The following is a 3,923-nucleotide window of genomic DNA, read 5'->3' on the forward strand; positions in this document are numbered from 1 at the left end:
CAATTTTTCTTGATCTTTTACGAACGATACGACTTCAGTTTTACTCATCATTTTTCCGTTGATGCGGATGCGTTCGCGGAAATCTTTCAAATGGGGAGAGGTGTACAATCCTGTTTTATATCCTTGCGATTGCAGTACCGAAGCCAGCATGTGTGAGGTAGAGCCCTTTCCATTTGTACCCGCCACATGGATACTTTTAAATTTATCCTGCGGATTATCCAGTGCTTCGCAAAGAATGATGGTATTGGTTAAATCTTTTTTGAAAGCGGATGCGCCAACACGGGTAAACATGGGGAGTTTACTGTATAAAAAATCAAGCGTTTGTTGGTAGTTCATAATTTGCATCAAATATAAGTTGACTGGAGTTATTATGAAATGAAATGGGTAGATTTTATTAAACCTAGTATTCTAAGTTTTTAATATTAAAGTTAGGTGATTACTTTAAAAGTGTTTTATAGCAATTTAATTTGTAAGGTTATGTTGTTATATTTGCCGATATTTAACGGTCTCAATAATAGTGATTAATAAAATTAGTCTAATTCTCTTCGTACTCCTATCTTGTTGTTTCAAACTTGCAGCTCAAACTTTTTATGTAAGTTCTATGGATTATTCTAAGGGGGCAAGCGACCTTTACAAGGTTGAATTTACAAGTGAAGGGGTAAAATCTACAAAAATAGTGGGATGTTCACCTGGTGATCAGTATTTTTCAATCGCAATGAACAGGAATAATTTGTTTTGGTTCAGAAATTCAGAAATATACACTGCGGATGTAAAAGAGAACAGTATTGAAAATTGCAGGCGTTTATTTTTAGGTATGTCTGGCTCAAATTCACTTACCCTTGGCGCGGATAATAAGTTATATTATTGTTCTGGTTATTTATTCAGTACAGATATTAATACAGGAAAATCAGAGGCCTTAGGTTTACTGAATTATTCACCTACAGGAGATGTCTGTTTTTATAAAAAAGATCTTTACATGGCAGCATACCAAGGGATAGTGAAGATTAATGTTAAAGAACCTAATAAAAGTACCCTTCATATTCCATTGCCTTCAAATATAGTGCTTTATGGGATCGTTAGTGTTTCAACCGGCACCAGAAAAAACACAGTTTATGGATTGGCTAATTCTGGCTCCCAAACCAATATTATCGAGTTTGATATAGAAAACCAAAAAATGGTTGGTGTAGTAGGAACGCTTCCATATACAATCCTTGATGCTGCAAGTATGGTAGAAGATGGAAGTATTATAGGAATAGAACTAGAGAAAGTAGACATTATCCAAGATTGCATTTCTGGTAATACTGCCAATGTAGATATTATCACCGCTCCACATATTGAAGATTTTACCTATACTTTAAACGGAGTTACCAATACAACAGGTAAATTTGTTGGTTTATCAAAAGGACAGTACACCCTTTCAATCAGTTCTGCTTCTGATTCATACTCGGCAACAGTGGATGTTCCTGAACTTAATTTATTAAAACCAATTTACAGCTGGCAGATCAAAAATCAGCTTTGCGAAACCCTTGGTGAAATTACTTTTAATACTCCTGAACAAAACAGCAGTTATCAAATCAGATACAATGGAAAGTTGTATCCTTTAAATAGTAAATTCTCTAATTTAATAAGTGGTAATACGAGTCACTTTGAAATTGTAAATAAATATGGATGCAGGGTTGATGAACAGGATCTTGTTGTCGGACGTGATAAATGTAAAATCCAATTCGATAAGGCTGAGGTAAAACAACAATGTGATGTTTTTCACAAAGGAATAATTAGTATTTTAACAAAGCCACATTTAGCAGCTTATACTTATACGTTAAATAATGATTTAAGCAATACCACCGGAATATTCAAAGATTTAATTCCCGGCCCCTATCATATTAAAATTATTTCGGATGAAGATCAATTAGAAACCGACATAATTGTGCCAGATTACAAGCAACTACAGCCAGAGTTTTCTTTTGCTAAAATAAATCCAGCTTGTGCCGCTAAAGGAAATATTCAATTTAATGCTTTTGCCGGTAGTAATGATTATAGGATAAAATTTAAAAATGATGTTTTGCCCTATGATCATCAATTCACTAACCTGGAGATAGGTAACTATCATTTTGTTGTGCTGAATAAAGATAGCTGTTTAATTGATGAGTTTGATGTAGAATTGGTTTACGAACCTTGTCCAATTGTTATCAATAGCATCGAGATGCTTGCCGAATGTAATGTTCTTGGAAAAGGCTTTATAAAAGTTAATTGCCCACCAATTCCAGAAACCTATACATTTACACTTAATAATTCAGTATCAAATAATACCGGTGTTTTTAATATGCTTGATCCCGGTAGTTACACAATTGAGGTTAAAGCATCTGGTGGTGCGCCAGCAGCATACAGGACTATTGAAGTACCTGATTATTCTTTAACTAAACCACTTACAAAGATTAATGCTAAGAATCCTGCTTGCGATCTGAAGGGAGAAATATCATTTTCAATAGGTAGTAATTCATCTGATTATAATGTGAAATATAAAGGACTAGTTTATCCGGGCAACCATATTTTTTCAGATTTAATTGAAGGAGATTACAGTTTTACCATTTTAAAGCTTAATGGCTGTATTGTTGATGAATTAAATAAAAAGCTAGTATACGAACCCTGTCCAATTGTTATCAATAGTATCGAGATGCTTGCCGAATGTAATGTTCTTGGAAAAGGCTTTATAAAAGTTAATTGTCCACCAATTCCAGAAACCTATACATTCACACTTAATAATTCAATATCAAATAATACCGGTGTTTTTAATATGCTTAGTCCGGGGAGCTACGATATTGAAGTAAAAGCATCTGGTGGTGCACCAGCAGAATATCGAACTGTTGTGGTTCCAGATTATTCGTTAACCAAACCCCATTCGATTGTTAATGCTAAAAATCCTGTTTGCGATTTAACTGGGGAAATCTCATTTTCTATTGGTAACCGTTCAGTTGATTATAACATCAAGTATAACGGAGTAGTTTATCCAGGTAATTACGTTTTTTCGGGTTTATACGAAGGTAACTACACCTTTTCGATACTCAAACTTAATGGTTGTATTGTAGATGAGCTAGATGTTCGTTTAGAAACAGAAGCCTGTAACGACATTTCATTTCCGAATGCTTTCAGCCCCAATTCGGATAATATAAATGATGATTTTAAAGCGAAAGAGGGAAGTAGGGCTTTTAATTTTCAGATGCAGATTTTCGATAGAAGGGGAGTAGTTATCTTTTCTTCAAATAAATTATATGACGCTTGGAACGGTGATTATAAAGGACAGCCAGTTCCCGTAGGAGTCTATTTTTGGGTGGCATCGTTTACAACTCAGGAAAATAAAAGAATAATTAAAAAGGGATCGGTTACCTTGATTCGATAGCTCGTTAAACTATGTTGATTAATTACTTAAGCGAGTAATTTGTTAGGGTGTTGGATATGCTGTTAGATGTTACCATCTGACCGATAATCAGGTTATAATTGTTTGTCGAAAATTTTGAGGAGATAAGTCTTCTGTCAGATAGTAATATCTGACAGCACAATAAATGATAACGCAAAAAAAAATGGTCTGTGAAGACACAGACCATGGATATTTTTTTTATTTCACTTTAAAGTTGAACATTACAATCCCGGTTTGTACATCGGGAGCTGATTCTAATTTGTTTAAGCTCGCACCTAATACCGCCTGCTCACATTTCCGCCAAAGTGCTAAATCAGATAGGGTAGTGCCTTTTGCACCTGCACGGGCCTGAACCACTTTACCATTTTTATCTACGCGGATTTGAACGGCAATTTTTCCTGCACTTTGTCCATCATCCTGAATTCTAGGGATATCGATGAATTTTCTACTGGCTAATGATAACTGTACATTGCCATTTCCAGAACCACCTTCTCCATAATTTGATGCC

General features: G+C 34.8%; 1 protein-coding gene and 2 pseudogenes. 1 reads left to right on the top strand and 2 read right to left on the bottom strand.

Translation table 11 applies throughout. From position 1 onward, the window contains the following. Positions 1-336, bottom strand: a pseudogene (locus AC1DPQ_RS20480) (bifunctional folylpolyglutamate synthase/dihydrofolate synthase); the annotation flags it as partial. Positions 337-601: 265 nt separating this feature from the next. Here AC1DPQ_RS20480 and AC1DPQ_RS20485 point away from each other — a divergent pair. Next, positions 602-3,397: a T9SS type B sorting domain-containing protein gene (locus tag AC1DPQ_RS20485; protein ID WP_477582752.1), complete on the top strand. Its 2,796-nt coding sequence runs from the start codon at positions 602-604 to the stop codon at positions 3,395-3,397. Positions 3,398-3,613: 216 nt separating this feature from the next. On the opposite strand, the pseudogene AC1DPQ_RS20490 reads toward AC1DPQ_RS20485, so the two are convergent. Beyond that, positions 3,614-3,923, bottom strand: a pseudogene (locus AC1DPQ_RS20490) (energy transducer TonB); the annotation flags it as partial.

This window comes from Pedobacter sp. 01T416_2, from assembly GCF_056398925.1.

Excerpts from the sequence above, each read along its gene's own strand:
- AC1DPQ_RS20485 (WP_477582752.1), top strand. The coding sequence starts at position 602 with ATGGATTATTCTAAGGGGGCAAGCGACCTTTACAAGGTTGAATTTACA.